Genomic DNA, 18,216 nt, shown 5'->3' on the forward strand with positions numbered 1-18,216 from the left:
ACGGAACCACCGGTGGTGGACCAGGCCGCCCCGTCGGCCGCAGCCGACCTCGCGATCCGCACCACGGGCCTCCAGAAGGTCTTCCGCAAGCAGCGCGCGGTGGACGGCATCGACCTCGCCGTCCCCCGGGGAGCCGTCTTCGGCTTCCTCGGGCCGAACGGCTCCGGCAAGACCACCACGATCCGCATGCTCCTCGGGCTGTCGAGCGCGACGGGCGGGACGATCGAGGTGCTCGGCGAGCCGATGCCGAAGGCGTTGCACGACGTGCTGCCCCGGGTCGGTGCGCTCGTCGAGGGCCCGGCGTTCTACCCGTACCTGTCCGGTCGGGCGAACCTGCTCCGCTTCGACGCAGCGGACCCGACGTCCGATCCGCGCAGCCGGAAGGCCCGGGTGGCGAGCGCCCTCGACCGCGTCGGGCTGAGCCACGCGGCGGACAAGAAGGCGCACGCGTACTCGCTCGGGATGAAGCAGCGGCTCGGGTTGGCGAACGCCCTGCTCTCGCCACGGGACCTCCTCGTGCTCGACGAACCGACCAACGGCCTCGACCCGCAGGGCACCCGCGAGGTCCGGAACTTGATCCGTTCCCTGGCGGACGACGGCACGACGGTGTTCGTGTCGAGCCACCTCCTGGCCGAGATCGAGCAGGTGTGCACGCACGCCGGGGTCATGCGGACGGGCAAGCTCGTTGCGCAGGGCACCCTCGACGACCTCCGGTCCGCCGGGGCGCGCACGGTCACGGTCCGCACGCCGGACCTCGGACAGGCCGGATCCGTGCTGACCCGGCTCGGGCTGACCCCGCGGCACGACGGCGGTGCGGACGTGCTCGTCGCCGACCTGCCGCACGAGGTCATGCCGGAGACCATCACCGCCGAACTCGTCCGCGCCGACGTGCGGGTCCGCGGGCTGACCGTCGGCGGCGGAACCCTCGAGGACCTGTTCGTCGCCCTCACCGGAGAGGGCTTCGATGTCGCAGCCTGAGCCCGCCACCGCGCCGCAGCCTGAGCCCGCCACCGCGCAGCCGGACGCCACGCCGACGCACGACGTCCGCGAGTTCGCACGGCGCCGCCCACGCCCGTTCGCCCTGCTCGGCTCCGAGCTCGCGCTCGTGTTCCGCCGTCGCCGGACCTGGGCGATGCTCGGAGCACTCGCGCTGGTGCCGATCCTCATCGCCGTCGCGGTCCGGCTGACGACGGGCGACGACAGCGGTGGCCCGGCGTTCCTCGGCGACATCACCAACAACGGCCTGTTCGTGTCGTTCACCGCGCTGACGGTGTCGATCCCGCTCTTCCTGCCGCTCACCGTCGGGGTGGTGGCGGGCGACACGGTCGCGGGCGAGGCGAGCCACGGCACGATCCGCTACCTGCTCGTCGCCCCGACCGGCCGGGTGCGGTTCATCCTCGTGAAGTTCGCGGGTGCGGTGGCGTTCTGCCTGGCAGCGACGCTCCTCATCGTGCTCGTGGGTGCGGCGATCGGCGCAGCGCTGTTCCCGATCGGACCGGTCACGCTGCTGTCCGGCACGCAGGTCGACGGCTGGTCGTACGCCGGCCGCGCGCTGCTCCTCGCGCTCTACGTCACCCTGTCGATGCTCGGACTGTCCGCGATCGGCTTGTTCGCGTCGACGCTGACGAGTGTGCCGGTCGGGGCGATGGCCGCGACGGTCGTGCTCGCCGGGGCATCACAGGTGCTCGACCAGCTGCCGCAGCTCGACTGGCTGCACCCGTTCCTGTTCTCGCACCAGTGGCTCGGGTTCGGGGACCTGCTGCGCGACCCGATCGCGTTCGACTCGTTCGGGTCGAACGCCGTCCTGCAGCTCGGGTACGTCGTCGTGTTCGGCGCGCTGGCCTACGGCCGGTTCGCCAGCAAGGACATCCTCAGCTGACGGGGTCCCGCAGGTCGCGCGACTTCTCGGACTTGTACCAGTGCAGCCGCGCCCCGGTCTCGACGGGCTGCATCCCGACGACGACCTTGCCGCGCGAGTGCATCTCGGCGAGGTCCTCGTACGCGTCGACGATGTACTCGAACGGGTAGTACCCCGAGATGATGAACTGCACCTTGTGCCGCTGCACGAGGTCGCCGAGCGTGGTGAGCATCTCCGCCGCCTCGGTGTCGTCGCCGGGCGCCCGCAGGAACCGGATCTCCAGGTCGCGGCGGTCCTCGCTCGAGACGAAGCGCTTCGGGTCGACGCCGAGTCGGGACGCCAGGTCGACGTTCTCGCCGTGCTCCCGGTTGTCGATGAACGCCGTGATCGGACGGTCCTCGGCGATGTCGCGGATCCGCTGCTCCTCGCCCTCGCCGTAGGCGACCGGACGGACCCCGATCTGCCGAAGGGCGTCGTGGTTGCGCGGACTGCCGAGGCCGATCACGGTCGCCCCGGCGTCGCGCGCGAGCTGGCACTCGATGTGCCCGACCCCGCCCGCGGCGGCGCTGATCACGACCGTGTCGTCGGGGCCGAGCTTCAGGGAGCGGACGACCGAGAGCGCGGTGCACCCCGCCAGGTACAGGCTGCCGGCCACCTCGAACGTCATCGTCGAGGGCTTCTTCACGACGGCACCACGCGGCACCGCCACCCAGGTCGCATGGGATCCGCCGTGCGGCGCGTGGCCCATGACCTCGTCGCCGACGTGCAGGTCGCGCACGTTCGACCCTCGGGACCGGACGACACCGGCGAAGTCGACGCCCTGGTGAGCGGGGAACTCGAGGTCGATGAACTCGCGGAGCCGCCCTTCGCGGAGGAACCGCTCGATGTGGTTCAGCCCGGCGACGGAGACCTCCACCACGACCTCGTCGGGGCCGGGGTCCGGCCGTTCCTGAGGGACGAGCTCGACGACGTCGAACCCGCCGTACCGGTCGTACTGCACTGCACTGCCGATCCGCATGGGGTGCTCCTTCGCTGGAGGTGTGGCCCCGGCCTACTCGGTGTTCCCGCATGCAACCCGTGCGTGCGGGGTACCAGCGTCCCGCGCACGACGCCGCGCCGCGCGAGAAACGCCGCGTCCTGCATGAGACGCCGCGTCGCGCACGAGACGCCGCCGGATCCGGCGGTGTCTCGCACGGCGCCCGGTGTCTGACCAGTCCGGCGTCGTCTCGGCCGAGCCGGACACCGCGCGTCGGCGGGCGTCTACTGCCCGGTGGACGCCTCGATGATGCGCGCAACCGTGTCCGCGTCGAACGCGAACGCGAGCGGATCGGCGTCCGGACGCGGCACGCGGACCGGCGTCGACCAGACCGAGCCGTCCTCGGCGACGTCGACGACGAGGGCTCCGGCGTCGACGTACGCGGCTTCCTTGTCGTACGGCCCCGTGACGTCCGTGTCGTTCGCGACGCCCGGCGCGACGAGCACGGGGACGCCTGCGAGGGCCCCGGCGAAGTGGTGGTGGTAGTGGCCGGCGAGGACGACCCGGACGTCCGACCCGCGGATCACGTCGGCCAGGGCCTCCGGGTTCCGCAGCTGCAGCGCCGCGTGCAGTGCGGTCGGGGCGGGCAACGGCGGGTGGTGCAGGACGACGACGGTGCCGTGCGGGGCGTGCTCGCCGTCGAGTGCTGCTCGGAGTCGCTCGAGCGATGCCGCGCTGATCTCGCCGTACCCGGCGCCGGGCACACTCGTGTCGACCGTCACGATGCGGCGACCGGCGACGAGTGACTGCCCCCAGACCGGGACCGTCGGCGGGTGGTACTCCATGGTGTGCATGAGGGGACGACCGCCCTCGCCGAGCACGTGCCCGTTGGTGAGGACCTGCCGGAAGCCCTCACGCAGGTCGTGGTTCCCGGGCACGACCACGAGCGCCGCACCGTGTCGTTCGGCCCAGCCGCCGACGCGCTCGACCAGTGCGGCGTAGGACTCCGGGCTGCCGTCCTCGGACACGTCTCCGGACACCACGACGAGGCCGATCCCGGGGACGCCGTCGAAGCGGGCGAGCACGCTCTCGAGCGCTGCGGTGGTGTCGACCGATCCCTGGTGCAGGGCGCCGTCACCCGTCAGGTGGGTGTCGGAGAGGTGGAGGATGCGGAGGGTCCCGGCGGCTGGCTGCTGCATGCGGCCCACGCTACCGAGCGTGCCTTGCGGGCCCCGGTGCCTTCGGCCTGCGTTCAGTGGGCAGGGTGTGGGTGCCGGGGCCGACCTGATCGGTCCCGCCGGACGGCAGGCGGACCTCGGCCGACGTGCCGGGCGGGACGGTCACCGTGAGTGCCACGTCGTCTCCCTCGACCCGCCAGTCGACGGCGGCCGTGCCGTACGGCGTCCGCACCGAGCACGACGCCGAACCGACCGGGCCGCACACCGCTGGTGCGACGAGGAACCGCCGCCAGCCGGGGTCGATCGGCCGGATGCCCGCGACGTACCCCGTCAGCCAGTCGTCCGCCGTCCCGAGGAAGTAGTGCCCGTGCGACCGCGCGGCGAGGTCCCAGTGCTCGAACGTCGACGTCGCCCCGGCCTCGCGCCAGGCACCCCACGACGGCGCCGTGGTCTGCCGGGCCACGGCGAGCGCGAGGTCGGCGTACCCGGCGTCCGCGAGGACCGGGAGCAACCACTTCGTGCCGATCGCTCCGGTGTCGAGGTGGTCGCCGCGCGCCCGGACGTCGTCGGCGAGTGCTGCGGCGATCGACGCGCGCAGCGGGCCCGAGGTGACGACGTCGAACGCGAGCGCGAGGACCTGGTGCGATTGTCGGAAGCCCTCGTCGCGCTCGCCGCGAACGACTCCGTCGACGACGAAGGTGCGCTCGAACGCCTCGCGGACCGAGGCCGCCGCGTCGATCGCCCACGACGGATCGCGTCCGAGCACCTCGTCGATCCGGGCGACGGTGTCGAGGATCCGCACGAGGAACGCCGTTGCCGGCACCCGGGAGTCCTCCGGCGGGTTGCCGCCTCCCGGGTCGGTGCCCGGTGCGACCCAGTCCCCGAGGATCGTGTCCGCGATGCCGCCGGATGAACGGGAGACCTCGAACCGGGCGTACGCCTCGATGACGTCGACGTGCCGTTCGAGCACCGCGGGATCACCGGTGTGCCGGTACACGTCCCACGGCACCGTGACGAGGGCCGAGTGCCACACGGGGGCCTGCGTGTCGACGCCGAACACCCCGGCGTTCGGGGCGATGAGCGCCGGCGGGTGCCCCGGCGCGACCGTCTCGGCGAGGTCCTGCACCCACTTCGTGAGCAGACCGGCGCTGTCGGTGTTCGTCAGGAACATGTCCGCGCCCACCGCGGCGTCGCCGGTCCACCCGTTCTTCTCGTACTTCGGGGTGTCCGTCGGGTACCCGTGCAGGTTGTTCTCGACGGTGTGCATCGTCGCGTCGTGGATCCACTGCAGCAGGTCGTCGTCGACGACGAAGGTGCTCGTCCGTTCGACGTCGGTCCGGACGACGCAGGCGGTGACGTCCGCAGCGGTGGGTGCTCCGGGCCAGCCGGACAGCTGCACGTGCCGGAAGCCCTTGTACGAGAACCGCGGCTCCCACTCGACGGCGTCGTCGTCGAGGGTGACCTCGTCCGTCTGGAACCCGTCCGCGAAGTAGTGCTTCTCGTCGTCGGCGTTCGGGAGTCCGTCGGTGCGGAGCCGTTCGCCGTACCGGATGCGCACGGTCGCGCCGGGCGAGCCACCGGGCAGTCGGAGACGCACCCACCCGGCGATCACCCGTGGGAAGGTGACCACCCATTCCCCGGGCGCTGCCTCGACGACAGCGGTCGGGGCGAGTTCCTCGACGACCCGGATCGGGGGTTCGAGGCGCGCCTCGAAGTGTCCGGCGGGGCCGGTCACGACGGTGGCGGAGACCGCCGGCTCCGCGAGTGGTCGGCCGGGTCGACGGCGCAGGTCGTGGACCTCGCCGCCGTACAGGTCGTCCAGGAGGATCGTCCCGCGCCGGGCGAGCCAGTCACGGCCGGTACGGATCACCTCCACCCCGCCGTCGGCGCGTTCCAGACGCAGCAGCGCGCGGGCGCGTGGTTCGGCGTGCCACGGCGCACGCTCCCACGCCCAGACGTTCGCGTTCGTCATGCCGAAGAACCCGCGGCCGAGCTCGAGCGCGAGGTCGTGGGCTCCCCCGTCGGCGAGCGTCGCGGTGAGGTCGTGCAGGACGACCTGCACCCGCTGGTCCCAGTGGGTGGTGGTCGGTGACAAGACCTCGTCGGTTGCGAGCGCACCGTCGAGACGGACGTCGACGTGCCCGCCGGCCGCGACGGCCAGGAGCGCGCGGACGACCGGCTCACCCGACGGCACGGTGGTGGTCAGCACGGGGGCCGCGAACGACCCGTCGTGGCAGCGCTCCCGCGGGCTCGTGTCGGTCGTCGCCGCCGGCGACGGCGCGGCGGTGAGCCACTCGGCACCGGACCATTCCCGGTCGTCGACGGGGGCGGGGGTGAACGTCCCGCCCGCGGTGGTGACCGTCGCACCGGACTCGATCCGGGCCTCCCATCCGAGTCGCCGCCACGGTGCGAACCGCAGGCCGCTGGGCGACCGCAACCACGGTCGGTCGGTGGCGACGCGGCCGGAGTCCCAGACGGTGCTGTCACCGTCGGTGACGACCACGCGGACGGCGGTCTGCGGCTCGGTGCCGACCGAGCGCCAGGCGAACCGGACGCGTTCGTCCGTGGTCCCGAGCGGGTCACGTCGGCCGTCGACTTCGGTGTCGAGGGACTCCATCGATCCTCCGTGTCCGGCGCATCGGCACGCTCGGACGCCTGAAACGATTCACCGATCGGGAGCACGTTGTCAAGCCGACGGCACGTGCGTCAGGGTCGGATCCGGCCCTGCCCGTACCGACTCGGCGGCACGCCGTACTCGTTGCGGAAGACGCGCGAGAAGTACAACTGGTCGGTGAAGCCCACGGCTCGGGCGACCTCGCCGACCCGGAGCCCGCTCGTCCGGAGCAGCTCCGACGCCTCGCGCATCCGGGCGCCACGGACCCACGAGGACACCGACGTGCCGAGGTGCGCCGCGAAGAGCCGGCCGGCGGTCGACACGCTGCAGTCCCCCGCGGCCGCGACGTCGGCGACGGACAGCGGCCGCTCGAGGTTCCTGGTGACGAAGGTCGTCATGGTCTCGAGCGCCCGCGGGAGCGCGCCGTCGGAAAGCCCGTCGACGCCGACGCCCCCGGTGGCACCGGCGGCTCCGGTGGCACCCGCGACTCCGACCGTTTCGGCGACGAAGAGCGCTCCGAGCGCACGGAGCACGGTCTCGTCGGCAGCCCCGTCGTCGAACCGCTCGACCGCGTACCGGCCGAGCGAAGCGACCCGCTGCGCGACCACGGACGACGCCGGGGTGAACACCGGGGAGCCCGGGTCGCCGGAACGGTCCGACGACCGGTACAGCGGGTCACCGGGCTGGTGCGCGACGACCGCGAGGACCGGGTGGTCGAAGCCGTACCGCGGCACCACGTGCACGGTCCCGAGGCGGAACGGCGAGCCGTCGTCGGCGACGTACTCGACGTCGTGTCCCCACGGCAAACGGAGGACGGCACCCGGGTCGAGGGTGAACGACCGCCCGTGCGAGCGGACCGTCCCGGTGCCGCCGAGCGCCCACAGGAAGCACATGCTCATCACGCGGTCGTGGTGGATGCGTTCCCGCGCTCGGAAGCGGTACCAGTTCGCCCACACGACCGCGGGCCCTGCGGCTTCGTCCATGTGCTCATCCTGTACTCGCCGAGCGAGATAGCGCAACTGACCGGATCGTCCATGTTCTGCTCGGTCGTCCCATGTCGTCGGACGCACCGGCGACCGTAGCGTCGTGGCCACCGGTCAGGACGACCGGACGGACCAACGGAGGTCAGCATGCGGATCATCGCCGACACCGGCGCCTGCGTCGGAGCAGGTCAGTGCGCGCTCGTCGCGGGGACGCTCTTCGACCAGGACGACGACGGCATCGTCGAGCTCCTCGAGGAGCACCCGGGCGCCGCCGACGAACCGGCTGCCCGACGCGCGGCGAGCCTCTGCCCGGCCCGCGCGATCACGATCGAGGACTGATGGTGCACGTGGTCGTCATCGGTGCCTCGGTCGCGGGCGTCACCCTCGCCGAGGCGCTCCGAGCATCCGGGCACAGCGGGCCGATCACCCTCGTGGGCGCGGAGCCGCACGCCCCGTACGCCCGACCGCCCCTGTCGAAGCAGGTGCTCGACGGCACGTGGGAGCCGGACCGTGCGGCCCTGCGGACGGCGTCGGAGCTGCAGGCGCTCGGCGTGACGCTGCGGACCGGGGCGGCCGCGTCCTCGCTCGACCCGGTCCGACACGAGGTCGTCGTCGACGGCGACCCGCTCGGGTACGACGTCCTCGTGCTCGCCACCGGGGTCGAGCCGACCCGACCGGTGCTGCCCGGGCGGTCGGTGCACGTGCTGCGCACCCTCGACGACGCCGTGGCGCTCCGGGCGACCTGGGAGCGGGCGTCGTCCGTCGCGGTGCTCGGGACCGGGGTCCTCGGGTCCGAACTGGCATCGGCCGCACGGAAGTCCGGCCGCGACGTCACGATGATCGGTCGCAGTGGTCGTCTGACGTTCGGCACGGTCGGGGCACTGCTGTCGGACCGGCTCGCCGAGCTGCACCGCGCGAACGGCGTGTCCCTGCGCCTGACCGCCGCGGCCGAGCCGAGCGCGGTCGCCGCGGTCGACGCCGACCTCGTCGTCGCCGCGCTCGGCGGGCGGCCCCGGACCGACTGGCTCGCCGACTCGGGCCTGACGATCGACGACGGAGTCGTGTGCGACGCCACCGGGCTGGCAACACCCGACGTGTACGCCATCGGCGACGTCGCCCGGTGGACCGACCCGTCGACCGGCCGAACCGTCCGGGTCGAGCACCAGACGAACGCGATCGAGCAGGCACTCGCGGTCGCGGCGACGCTCACCGGGGGGCCACCGCAGGCCGCACCGACCCCGTTCTTCTGGTCCGAGGTGCACGGCGTCCGGATCCAGGCCGCCGGGTCCTTCGACGCCGCTGTCCCGCTCGTCGCGGATGACGACGAGCCACGGGTCCTCCGACAACCGGCCGGCGTCGTCGGCTGGGGAGCCCCACGGGCGTTCCGGCTCGCCCGCGCCGAGCTCGCATCCGTCCCCGCGCCCGCCTGACCGCGGACGACACACCGACCCGAGGAGTCCCGATGTCCGGATGTCCGTTCCACCAAGCCGTCACCCTCCCCGGCGACGGCACCCCGCTCACCCCCTCCCAGACGATCGCCGATTGGCGCGAGGCCGGCCCGGCAGCGCCGCTCGAGTACGACGACGGCCACGTCGGCCTCGTCGTCACGCGGTACGACGCCGCACGGGCTGTCCTGTCCGATCCCCGGTTCAGCCAGCTCCCGCACCGGATGCCGCGGGGACCGGCTGCACCGGTGGACCACGCGGACCGCACTGACCACGCGGCGGCCGAGTCCCCCGCTCCGCTGCTCGACGACGCCGCACGCCGCTCGATCGACGCCGCGAACCTGCTCGCCCTGGACGGCGACGTCCACCAGCGGATGCGCCGGGGCGTCACCGGCCGGTTCTCCCTCAAGCAGGTGCGGGGCCGCGAAGCCGAGGTCTCGCAGCGGGTCGCGGCGCAGCTCGAGCACCTCCGCGCCCTCGGCGGCCCGGTCGACCTGTTCGCCGAGTACGCGAAGCCGATCTCGGCGGGGACCCACTGCAGCGTGATCGGGGTGCACGAGGAGCTGGTGCCGGAGTTCGTCACGCACTTCGTGGCACCGAGCGCCAGCAGCACGCAGCAGCGGTTCGACTTCATCCGCCGGGTGGTGGACCGACGCGCGGCCGACCCGGGCGAGGATGTGATCACGGACCTGCTCGCGTCGGAATTCTCACGGGTCGAGACCGAGGGGCTGGTGTTCCAGCTGATGAGCGCCGGGCACGACTCGGTGGCGTACCTGATCGCGACGGCCACCGTGGCGTTGCTGACCAACCCCGTGCAGCTCGAGCGCCTCCGCGAGGACCCGGACCGGATCGCACCGGCGATCGAGGAGTTCATGCGCACGGGTGCGATGTTCCTCACACTGTTCCCGCGGACGGCGACCGAGGACGTGGACCTCGACGGACTCGTGGTGCCCGCCGGGACGACGGTGTCGGTGTCCCCCGTGGGCGCGAACCGCGATCCCCGCCGCTACGACGATCCGGAGACGTTCGACGTCGACCGGGACGCGTTCGGGCACCTCGGGTTCGGGTTCGGCCCGCACGGGTGCATCGGTCAGCAGCTGGCTCGTCTCGAGATCCGTCAGGCGATCACCCAGCTCCTGGCCGGCCTGCCGGACCTGCGGCTGGTCGAGGCCGAACAGCTGCACCCCCTGCCGTTCGCGAACCCGGTGGCGACGTACGAGGCCGGTGCCGTGATCGTCACCTGGTGATCGGAAACCGACCGCAGTTCGATTTCTCCATCATTCTGACTTAACGCTTGCGCACACGACGACGACTGCGTACATTCGTCGCCACCGGCACCTGAAACGATTCACTCGCGGTTCCGGTCCCAGCTCCATCCCGATCCTCAACGACGACGACCGGAGGCACTCGATGACGAGTCGACCACCACATCCACCCACCAGGCCCGCGGCACGCGACGTGTCCCGACGGGCGTTCCTCGCCGCGATCGCCGCTGGCGGCGCAGCCATCGGACTCGCCGGCTGCACGGTCATCTCCGGCGGTGCCGTCGCCGCCGACCAGCAGGGCCTCCGGCTCAGCAAGGACCCCGCCCCGGGGCGCACCCACGTCGTCGAGATGTACAACATCTGGGGCGGCACCCTCGGGAACGCCTGGGTCGAGCTCGCCGAGCTGTACGAGAAGTCCCAGTCGCACACCGGCGTCCGCGTGACCTACGCCCCGCTGTCCGGGAACACGCAGATCCGCCTGCAGACCGCCATCGCCGCCGGCACCCCACCGGACCTCGCGTTCTGCACGCCCGAGGAGTACCCGCAGTTCGCCGGGTACGGCGTCGTCGAGCCGCTCGGGTCCCGGATCAAGGCAGCCGGTCTCGGCGAGGCGAACTTCGCACCGGCGGTCTGGAAGCAGATGACCGCGACCGACGACATCTACGCGATGCCGGTGCTCGTCGACGTCAACTTCCCGATGTTCTGGAACAAGAAGGTGTTCGCGTCGGCCGGCCTCGACCCCGAGGCACCGCCGAAGACCATCGACGAGCTCGAACGCTACTCCGACAAGATCCTGCAGAAGCGCGGGAACCAGGTCACCCGGATCGGCACCGTCCCGTGGGACTACTACGGCTTCAGCAACTCCATGTTCACGTTCGGGTTCGCGTTCGGCGGCAAGTTCATGAGCGATGACAACATGGAGGCCACCCCAGACGACCCGAACATCGTGCAGGCGCTGCAGTGGATGGTCGACTACGCGCGGAAGGTCGGCGGCGCGAGCCACCTCGCCCTCACCAGCCCGTCGCAGACCCTGCCACCGATCGCGAGCGGCAACATCGGGATGGCCCCGATGACGACGACCGACGCGCAGAACGTCTACCGCAGCGGAGACAAGGCGAAGGTCGAACTCGGCGCGACGCTCTTCCCGTACGCCGAGGGGCTCGGCTCCCCCGGCAGCGCGACGTGGCTCGGCGGATACGACCTCTTCATCCCGAAGGCGTCCAAGGAGCGCGACGCCGCGTGGGACTTCCTGCAGTTCGCCACGGTGTCCGACGCCGGCACGCAGTCGAACTTCACGTACGGCACGCTCCTGCCCGGCTGGTCGGACTCCCCGGTCCTCGAGGAGTTCCAGAAGGACCCGAAGATCGCCGTCTACCGCGAGGGCCTGCTCACGGCGAAGAACATCCGCCCGACCATCCCGGTCGCCAGCACCTACGCGACCGCCCTCGACATCCAGGTGAGCTCGGCGATCTACGGCCAGATCACTCCAGAGCGCGCCCTGGCCAAGGTCAAGACCACGGTCAACAACGCGTTCGCCGAATTCCGGGAGGAGAACTCGTGAGCGTCACACGGAGCATCACGACGCGCGGCCCGAAGCCGCGCGGAACGTCCTGGCTGACCCACTGGATCCCCCGGACGAAGCGGCAGCGCGCGACGTTCGGTTGGGGCCTGTTCTTCACCGCCCCGGCGATCATCGGGCTCGTGCTCTTCACGGGCGGCCCGATCATCACGAGCGCGGTGAACAGCTTCACGAACGCGAACCTGCTCGGCGGCACGAGGCAGTGGGTCGGGTGGGACAACTACTCGCAGCTGTTCGCCGACGACCAGTGGTGGCTGTCCCTCGGCAACACCCTGTTCCTCACGGTGATCTCGGTGCCGCTCGGCATCGCGGTCGCCCTCGGGTTGGCCCTGCTGCTCAACCTGCGCGTGAAGGGCCTCGGCATCTACCGGGTCATCTTCTTCATCCCGTCCATCGTGCCGATCGTCGCCAGCGCGGTGATCTGGGCGTACGTTCTCAACCCGCAGTACGGCGTGATCAACAACGTCCTGAACGTCTTCGGCATCCAGGGACCCGGCTGGCTGTCCGACCCGAACTGGTCGAAGCCGGCGCTCATCCTGTTTGGCCTCTGGGGCGTCGGGAACCTCATGGTGATCCTGCTCGCCGGCCTGCAGGGCGTGCCGCAGGACCTCCTCGAGCAGGCGTCGCTCGACGGCGCCGGCGCGTGGCAGAAGTTCCGCAACGTGACGATCCCGTTCATCAGCCCACAGCTGCTGTTCGCCACGATCACCGGGCTGATCGCCGGCTTCCAGTACTTCACGCAGGCGTTCGTGATGACCGGTGGCTACGGCGACCCGGCCGGATCGACCCTGGTGTCCGGCGTGTACCTGTACCAGTCGGCGTTCTACCACTACCAACTCGGCTACTCGAGCGCGGTCGGATGGGTGCTCTTCGTGATCATCGCCATCGTCTCGATCCTGGCGTACCGCATCATGGGCCGCCGCGTGTACTACGGAGGCGAAGCACGATGACCGCGATCGAGAACCCCACGGCGGCCGCGGCCGTCGCCGGTGAACCCCGGGGGTCGGCGAACCCGACCCGACCGATCCCGAAGCACCGCAAGCTCACCTGGCCCCGCGTCGCCGAGGCGATCGCGAAGCACGCCGTCCTCATCGTGCTGAGCGTCGTCTTCCTCATGCCGCTCATCTGGATGGTCACGGGGTCGTTCAAGACCCAGGCGGACATCGGCGCGTTCCCGGTGAAGTGGTTCCCGGAGACGATCACGACGGGCAACTACACGTACGGGCTGCAGGCGTTCCCGCTGCTGCAGTACTTCTGGAACACGCTCGTGATCTGCGTGCCGTCGATGATCGGTGCCGCACTGTCGAGCGCGATGGTCGGCTACGGCGTCTCGCGCATCCGCTGGCCCTGGCGGAACGGCGTCTTCACGATCCTCATCGCGACGATGATGGTGCCGTTCTACGTGACGATGGTCCCGCTGTTCGTGGCGTACCGCGACGTCGGCTGGACGGGTACGTACCTGCCGCTCATCGTCCCGACGTTCTTCGGCATCCCGTTCTTCATCTTCCTGATGCGGCAGTTCTTCCTCGGGATCCCCGACGCCCTGACCGACGCGGCCCGCATCGACGGCGCCGGCGAACTGCGCATCTTCGTCCAGGTCATCCTGCCGCTGTGCAAGCCGGCACTCGCCGCCGTGATGCTCTTCCAGTTCCTCGCCTCGTGGAGCGACCTGCTCGGGCCGCTGCTGTACCTCACGAAGTCGAGCCAGTACACGCTGTCCCTCGGCCTGACGTTCTTCCAGGGAGCGCAGGGCGACACGGCGACCGGCCCGCTGATGGCCGTCTCGACCATCATCCTCATCCCGATCGTGGTGCTGTTCTTCTTCGCCCAGAAGACCTTCATCCAGGGCATCACGATGTCCGGCATCAAGGACTGAAAGGAACCGCATGACCGACACGACGATCGCTCCGGCCTGGAGGCGCGGCTCGGCCCCGGCAGGCACGTCCGGCCCGACGGCGCTCCGGGTCGAACACCTCCGCGAACCCCTCGGGATCGGCTCGCCGGAGCCGCGCCTCTCCTGGCACGTCCCGGACGCACCGGAAGGTTGGGTCCCCACCGCCGCCGAGGTCGAGCTCCTCGACCGTTCCGCCGGCGACGACGCCGGCACCACCACCCGTGTCGACGCGTCCGGGGTCCTCGTCGCGTGGCCGTTCGCCCCGTTGGTCTCCCGCGAGCGCGCGGTCTGGCGCGTCCGCGTGGTGGGTGACGACGGCTCTGGAGCCGAGCACGCGACGGACTGGAGCGAACCCCTGGAGGTCGAGGCGGGCCTCCTGGCCGACACCGACTGGACCGCCTCGTTCGTCGCCGCGCCCTGGCGGGAGAACACGCGCGTGGACCAGGCGCCACCGATCCTCCGACGCGAGGTCACGCTGCGCGACGAGGTCGTGCGCGCACGGCTCGTGGTGGCGAGCCTCGGCCTGCACGAGGTGACGATCGACGGCGTCCGTGTCGGCGACGCCGAACTCGCGCCGGGCTGGACCTCGTTCGGGCACCGCGTGCGCTACCTCGTGCACGACGCGACCCCGCACCTGGCCGGCGGCGCACGCACCGTCGCCCTCGGCGCACGGCTCGGCGACGGTTGGTACCGCGGCCGCATCACGTGGGACGACCGTGTCCGCAACGTGTACGGCGACCGGCTGGCGCTCATCGCCCAGCTCGAGGTCGAGTACGCCGACGGCTCCGCGGAGACGTTCGGCACGGATGACTCCTGGCGCGCCTCGCGCGGCGGGATCCTGCTCTCCGGACTCTACGACGGAGAGAAGTGGGACGGCAGGGTCGAACCCGGCGGTTGGCAGGCTGCCGGGTTCGACGACACCGAGTGGGACGCCGTCGACGTGCTCGACCGTCCCGCCGCCGCGCTCGTCCCGTTCGACGGCCCCGTGGTGCGCGTCACCGAGGAGATCCAGCCCGTCTGGTCCCGCCGGTGGGACGCCGGTGCGATCCAGCTCGACTTCGGCCAGAACCTGCCGGGACGGCTGCGGATCCGGAACCACCCCGTCGGACCGTTCGGGGTCACGCTCCGGCACGCCGAGGTGATGCAGGACGACGAGCTCGCGACCCGCCCGCTGCGGACCGCGAAGGCCACCGACGTCTACTACTCGGGAGCCGACGACGACGGCACCGGGACCTGGGAACCGCGGTTCACGGTGCACGGCTTCCGGTACGCGGAGGTCGAGGGCTGGCCGGTCGAGGCGCTCGAGGACGGTGACGTCGTCGCGCAGGTGATCCACTCCGACATGCGACGCACCGGCTGGTTCCGCTGCTCCGACCCGCGGCTCGAACGGCTGCACGAGAACGTCGTGTGGTCGATGCGCGGCAACTTCGTCGATGTGCCGACCGACTGCCCGCAGCGCGACGAACGGCTCGGGTGGACGGGCGACCTGCAGGTGTTCACGCCGACCGCGGCGTTCCTCTACGACTGCGCCGGGGTGCTCCGCTCGTGGCTGCGGGACCTGGCGCTCGAGCAGCGTCAGGACGGGGGCGTGCCGTTCTTCGTGCCGACCCTGCCCGACTCCGACCCCGCCGGCCACCACGCCGCCGTGTGGGGTGACGCGGCGACGCTCACGCCGTGGGGGCTCTACCAGGCGTTCGGTGACCGTGGGCTCCTCGAAGACCAGTGGGCCTCGGCGAAGGCCTGGGTGGACGGAGTCCTCTCGACCTCGGACGACGCCCTCGTCCGGTTCGAGGGGTTCGAGTTCGGCGACTGGCTCGACCCGCTCGCCCCGCCGGAGGACGCCGCCGCCGCGAAGGCCGACAAGTACTGCCTGGCGACCGCGTACTCGTACCGGTCGACCTCGGTGCTGGCGGCGTGGGCTGCCGTCCTGGGCTTCACCGACGAGGCTGCACGGTACGAGTCGCTCGCATCGCGCGTGGCCGACGGGTGGCGGTCCCGGTTCCTGACCTCGTCGGGCACCGTGGTCGACGATTCGCAGGCGTCGTCGGCGATCGCGATCGTGTTCGGGCTGGTCGAGCCGGACGGTCCGGTCGGCGCCCGCCTGGCCTCGCTCGTGCGTTCCAACGGCCATCGCATCGGCACCGGGTTCGCCGGGACGCCCGTGGTCTGCGACGCCCTCCTGCTCGCCGGGTACCCGGACGACGCGTACGCGATGCTGCTGCAGGACGAGTGCCCGTCGTGGCTCTACCCGCTGACGCAGGGTGCGACGACGATCTGGGAGCGGTGGGACTCCCTGCTGCCGGACGGCCGCGTGAACTCGGGCGGGATGACCTCGTTCAACCACTACGCGCTGGGATCCGTCGCGGACTTCATGCACCGCGTGGTGGCCGGCATCGCGCCCGCGGCACCGGGGTACCGCGAGATCCGGTTCGCACCGCGGCCGGGCGGTGGGCTGACCTCAGCCGGTGCGACGCTCGACACCCCGTACGGTCGGGCGGCGATCGACTGGTCGGTGGCCGACGGCACGCTGTCCGTGGCGGTCACGGTGCCGGTCGGTGCGACGGCGGTGCTCGACCTGCCCGGTGCCGATCCGGTGCCGCTCACCCACGGCACGTGGGAGGCGTCCGTCCCCGTGTGAGTCCCGTCCCGTCCGCTTCGTGAGCCGAAATGGTCGAGTCCGTTGGCTGGACTCGACCATTTCTGCTCACGCGATGCACGCGTCACTCTGCGACGGCCGCCAACTGGTCCTCGAGGTTGAACACCTCGGGCAGCACCCGCGCGGTCTGGTCGGCCCGCCCGGTCGCACCGTCGAACAGGTCCTGCATGTGCGACTCCCACGCCGCCGCGACCTCCGAAGCGGCGAGCGACGCATCGGCATCGGCCACCGAGTCGGTCTCGTAGTACCCGATGAGCAGCCCGTCGTCGTCCAGGAACAGCGAGTAGTTCCGACGTCCGGCCGCCGCGATCGCCCGGAGCATCGCCGGCCAGACCGCCGCGTGCCGCTCGCGGTAGGCGTCCAGGTGTGCGCCCTGCACCTGCAGCCGGAAGCAGACGCGGGTCACCGGTCGGCCTCGGCGCGACGACGCTGCTCGGCCTCTCGGACGGCCCGCTCGTCGGCGGTGCGCACGGTGCCGGTGACGCTGGTCACGGTGCCGTATCGCTCGGCCTCGATCGCCTCGAGCGTCTTGCCCTGCGTCCGCGGCGCCCAGATCGTGCCCACGAGGAACGACAGTGCGAGCAGCCCGAGGATGAGGCCGCCGAGCGCACGCAGTCCGATGTCGGACAGGAGCAGCGGGAACCAGATGCTCAGCAGACCGACCATCACCCGAGCGGCCAGGAACAGCACGCCCTGGGCACTGGCGCGGTAGCGGGTGGCGAAGAGCTCCGACGTCCAGAGGCCGTAGAACGCCTGTGCACCGATGCCCGAGGACACACCCCACGCGATCGCGAAGAACAGCAGGGTGCCGAGGTTCGCCGGTGCGTAGATCAGGACGGCCCACGAGACGATGGCGAGCGCGGCGCCGATCGCGAACAGCATCCGGCGGCTCACCCGGTCGCCGTACCGCATGAACCCGAAGTAGGTCGCAGCGACGGTGCAGCCCCACACCAGGATCTGCAGCCCGTACTGCTCGGTGACGCTGGTCACCCCGGTGGCCGAGTAGACGCGCGGCTGGAAGATACCGGCCTGTCCCGCGACGGTGTTCCAGAGCGCGTAGACGCCGAACAGGAACAGCATCGCGGTGAGGTTCTTCCGGCGGCTGAACAGCTGCGTGAACCCGTGGAAGAAGTTCGCCGAACCGCTGGCGGCGCGCTCGTCCTTCCATATCGTCGACTCGGGCAGTCCGCGACGGAGCCACCACACGATCGCGGCGACGACGAACAGGTGTGCGAAGATCAGCCGGCTGCCGAGGAGCCCGAGGGGTGCGGCGGCGATGGCCAGGGCGAACCCGACCATCGGGCCGATCGACCACGCGAGCTGCGCGGTGCCGACGTGGGCGGCACGCTTGTCGGCGGGCGCCTGCTCGGCGATGTACGTCCAGCTCGCCGGGACGCCGGCGCCGACCGCGATGCCGGTGAGGATGAAGCCGACGAGCAGCATCCCGTAACTGCCCGCGAACACGGCGAGCAGGATGCCGAGCATGTACAGCAGCAGGTCGTAGGTGTAGATGAACTTCCGGCCGTAGCGGTCGCAGAGCGGTCCGCCGATGATGGCGCCGGCGGCAGCGCCGAACGCGTTCGCGGACAGGCTCGCGAGGAGCCCGACCTGCAGGTCCCCGACGTGGAACTGGGCCTGCCAGAGGCTGAGGCTGGTGGCGATCGCGATGATCGACCCGGACTCGATGTAGTTCGACATGGCGACCGAGATCGTCGCCTTCCAGCCCGTGGTGTTGCGGGCTCCGATACGGACCGCCATTGGTCCTCCG

The 18,216-nt window shown here is 71.4% G+C and carries 15 protein-coding genes; 9 read left to right on the top strand and 6 right to left on the bottom strand.

Annotation, left to right across the window (positions count from 1 at the left end):
* Positions 1-12: 12 nt before the first annotated feature.
* Positions 13-978 carry an ABC transporter ATP-binding protein gene (locus CRP27_RS07010; RefSeq protein WP_097179983.1) on the top strand — a complete coding sequence of 322 codons (966 nt, stop codon included), beginning with the start codon at positions 13-15 and terminating at the stop codon, positions 976-978.
* Positions 965-1,879, top strand: a complete 915-nt coding sequence (locus tag CRP27_RS07015) for an ABC transporter permease (protein ID WP_097179984.1) — start codon at positions 965-967, stop codon at positions 1,877-1,879. Before CRP27_RS07010 ends, CRP27_RS07015 begins: the two co-directional genes overlap by 14 nt.
* On the opposite strand, the gene CRP27_RS07020 is transcribed toward CRP27_RS07015, so the two are convergent.
* The 4 genes from CRP27_RS07020 to CRP27_RS07035 form a co-directional block, all read right to left on the bottom strand.
* Positions 1,872-2,876, bottom strand: coding sequence for an NADP-dependent oxidoreductase (locus CRP27_RS07020; protein ID WP_097179985.1), 1,005 nt, complete (start codon positions 2,874-2,876; stop codon positions 1,872-1,874). The two genes, CRP27_RS07015 and CRP27_RS07020, sit on opposite strands and share 8 nt — an antisense overlap.
* A 242-nt stretch (positions 2,877-3,118) precedes the next feature.
* Positions 3,119-4,033 (bottom strand): metallophosphoesterase, encoded by a 915-nt coding sequence (locus CRP27_RS07025; protein WP_097180333.1) that lies wholly within the window; start codon positions 4,031-4,033, stop codon positions 3,119-3,121.
* Between the two features lie 10 nt (positions 4,034-4,043).
* The gene (locus CRP27_RS07030) at positions 4,044-6,629 is read right to left on the bottom strand and encodes a family 78 glycoside hydrolase catalytic domain (protein WP_097179986.1); all 2,586 of its coding nucleotides are present in this window, start codon (positions 6,627-6,629) and stop codon (positions 4,044-4,046) included.
* Between the two features lie 89 nt (positions 6,630-6,718).
* Positions 6,719-7,609: a helix-turn-helix transcriptional regulator gene (locus CRP27_RS07035; protein WP_097179987.1), complete on the bottom strand. Its 891-nt coding sequence runs from the start codon at positions 7,607-7,609 to the stop codon at positions 6,719-6,721.
* A 147-nt stretch (positions 7,610-7,756) separates the two neighbouring features.
* Here CRP27_RS07035 and CRP27_RS07040 point away from each other — a divergent pair, with 147 nt between their 5' ends.
* The 7 genes from CRP27_RS07040 (at position 7,757) to CRP27_RS07070 (ending at position 16,430) form a co-directional block, all read left to right on the top strand.
* Positions 7,757-7,948 (top strand): ferredoxin, encoded by a 192-nt coding sequence (locus CRP27_RS07040; protein WP_097179988.1) that lies wholly within the window; start codon positions 7,757-7,759, stop codon positions 7,946-7,948.
* Positions 7,948-9,039, top strand: coding sequence for an NAD(P)/FAD-dependent oxidoreductase (locus tag CRP27_RS07045; protein ID WP_097179989.1), 1,092 nt, complete (start codon positions 7,948-7,950; stop codon positions 9,037-9,039). Before CRP27_RS07040 ends, CRP27_RS07045 begins: the two co-directional genes overlap by 1 nt.
* Before the next feature lie 32 nt (positions 9,040-9,071).
* Positions 9,072-10,301: a cytochrome P450 gene (locus CRP27_RS07050; RefSeq protein ID WP_097179990.1), complete on the top strand. Its 1,230-nt coding sequence runs from the start codon at positions 9,072-9,074 to the stop codon at positions 10,299-10,301.
* A 211-nt stretch (positions 10,302-10,512) separates the two neighbouring features.
* Positions 10,513-11,880, top strand: a complete 1,368-nt coding sequence (locus CRP27_RS07055) for an extracellular solute-binding protein (protein ID WP_176505495.1) — start codon at positions 10,513-10,515, stop codon at positions 11,878-11,880.
* Positions 11,877-12,848: a carbohydrate ABC transporter permease gene (locus tag CRP27_RS07060; protein WP_217990702.1), complete on the top strand. Its 972-nt coding sequence runs from the start codon at positions 11,877-11,879 to the stop codon at positions 12,846-12,848. Before CRP27_RS07055 ends, CRP27_RS07060 begins: the two co-directional genes overlap by 4 nt.
* The gene (locus tag CRP27_RS07065; RefSeq protein WP_097179992.1) at positions 12,845-13,774 is read left to right on the top strand and encodes a carbohydrate ABC transporter permease; all 930 of its coding nucleotides are present in this window, start codon (positions 12,845-12,847) and stop codon (positions 13,772-13,774) included. Before CRP27_RS07060 ends, CRP27_RS07065 begins: the two co-directional genes overlap by 4 nt.
* A 10-nt stretch (positions 13,775-13,784) precedes the next feature.
* On the top strand, positions 13,785-16,430 hold the full coding sequence (locus CRP27_RS07070; protein WP_097179993.1) for a glycoside hydrolase family 78 protein: 2,646 nt from the start codon (positions 13,785-13,787) through the stop codon (positions 16,428-16,430).
* A gap of 82 nt (positions 16,431-16,512) precedes the next feature.
* Here the strand turns inward: CRP27_RS07070 and CRP27_RS07075 are convergent, their stop codons facing one another.
* Positions 16,513-16,854, bottom strand: coding sequence for an L-rhamnose mutarotase (locus CRP27_RS07075; RefSeq protein WP_097179994.1), 342 nt, complete (start codon positions 16,852-16,854; stop codon positions 16,513-16,515).
* Positions 16,851-18,206: an MFS transporter gene (locus tag CRP27_RS07080; RefSeq protein ID WP_217990703.1), complete on the bottom strand. Its 1,356-nt coding sequence runs from the start codon at positions 18,204-18,206 to the stop codon at positions 16,851-16,853. Before CRP27_RS07080 ends, CRP27_RS07075 begins: the two co-directional genes overlap by 4 nt.
* Positions 18,207-18,216 lie beyond the last annotated feature (10 nt).

It is taken from the genome of Curtobacterium sp. 314Chir4.1, assembly GCF_900215175.1.
In the GTDB taxonomy this organism is placed as follows: Bacteria; Actinomycetota; Actinomycetes; order Actinomycetales; family Microbacteriaceae; genus Curtobacterium; species Curtobacterium pusillum_A.